The sequence below is a fragment of the Porphyromonas levii genome (assembly GCF_018206105.1).
In the GTDB taxonomy this organism is placed as follows: Bacteria; Bacteroidota; Bacteroidia; order Bacteroidales; family Porphyromonadaceae; genus Porphyromonas_A; species Porphyromonas_A levii.
Window position 1 is genome coordinate 1 of sequence record NZ_JADRGN010000087.1, and the last position, 1009, is coordinate 1009.

At 42.5% G+C, this 1009-nt stretch carries 1 protein-coding gene; it reads right to left on the bottom strand.

What is annotated here, in order from left to right; translation table 11 throughout:
- Positions 1–63 precede the first annotated feature (63 nt).
- The coding region (locus tag IX315_RS09585; RefSeq protein WP_211832390.1) for an IS5 family transposase at positions 64–1009 on the bottom strand (946 nt) is incomplete at its 5' end.

The following is a 1009-nucleotide window of genomic DNA, read 5'->3' on the forward strand; positions in this document are numbered from 1 at the left end:
TTTTTTGATTATTCTCCTCTGTAAAAGCTCTAAATATGAGCTTTTACAGAGGATTTCTAGTACTTATCTCATAACAAGTGCTCCTCTTATAGAGGCTTCTTCATTTTCCAATAATGTATTGAGGTATAACTGGGGAGCTCTTTTGATGTTGTAGCAAATGGCTTCAAGTATATTTTGTGCATGCGTCTTAGCTAACCCCCGATATCGGCACCTCCCTCCGTGAAACCAGCACCTGATACTTCCAAAAGTACGCTCAATTTTATTTCGATACTGGCTTATCTGTCGGTTGAATTCTTTATCTTTATCACTAAGTGGCTTCCCCTTTGTCGCTTTTCTCATTATCCCATCTTTGAGCCCGTGACTAGATAGATGTTCTCTATTGGTCTTGGAGGTGTACCCTTTATCGGCTAATACCATTACTCCTTTTTGAAGGGCTCCTTTCTCTATGAGAGTTGGAAATTCTGTGGTGTCTGAGACATTGGCAGATGTGGTGGTAAGGGTATGCACAAGTCCTTCACCGTCTGTCAAGACATGTTTCTTGTACCCATATCTAAACTTCTTACATTTTACCACCCATCGAGCTTCAGTATCCACACCTGGTTTCGCGCTACCCACTTTTACTTGATAGCTCCGCTCTTCCTCTTTAGCTTCTTCGCTTCTGGTGTCCTCTCTATCCTCGGCGACTTCTATCTTGACAGAACCATCGGGGGCATATGGGCTATCAACTATACTTGCATCAACCAATGCTCCCGTCTCAATCTTCATAATCCCATGGCGTTGTAGCTGCTTATTGAGAAGGCTCAAAAGTTTATCCCACAAGCCTTTCTCTACAATCGCATTGCGAAAACGGCAAATGGTGCTGTGATCGGGAGAGACGTGTTCCATATCAATGTCAAGAAACTTACCAAAGCTGATGGAGTCGTTAATACGTTCTTCAACGGCTCGGTCACTCAAATTATACCACGTCTCTAAAAGCAGGATCTTAAACATTAGGACTCCATCATAAGTA